At 52.1% G+C, this 484-nt stretch carries 1 protein-coding gene; it reads right to left on the minus strand.

Going from position 1 to position 484, the window contains the following annotated elements:
* Window positions 1-484: tyrosine--tRNA ligase (tyrS, locus tag B2067_RS15900; protein ID WP_301389109.1), on the minus strand; the 484-nt coding region annotated here is incomplete at both ends.

Raw genomic sequence — 484 nt, forward strand, 5'->3', positions numbered from 1 at the left:
AACGATATTACCCCACTGGTCGGAACCACCAATTTGCAGGGTGCAGTCGTAGCGTCGATTCAGTTCAGCGAAATCCATCCCTTGAAGCAACGCATATGAAAACTCGGTGAACGAGATCCCTGCCCCTTCTCTATTCAGGCGCTGCTGCACCGACTCTTTATTGATCATGGCATTGACCGAGAAGTGCTTACCGACATCACGAAGGAAGTCGAGTACATTCATCTCTCCTGCCCAGTCGAGGTTATTCACAACAACCGCTGGGTTTTCAACACCGTCAAAGGCGATGAACTGACTGACCTGGCCACGTATCTTATCTGCCCATCCAGCTACAATGTCGGCGGTATTGAGCTGACGTTCAGCGGCCTTAAAGCTTGGATCGCCGATCAATCCCGTCGCCCCACCTACCAATGCGATGGGCTTATGCCCCGCATCCTGAAAGCGACGAAGAACCAGAAGAGGGACTAAGTGTCCGAGATGAAGACTG

Origin of the sequence: Thalassolituus sp. UBA2590 (assembly GCF_002339775.1) — a bacterium.
Lineage (GTDB): Bacteria > Pseudomonadota > Gammaproteobacteria > Pseudomonadales > Oceanobacteraceae > Thalassolituus.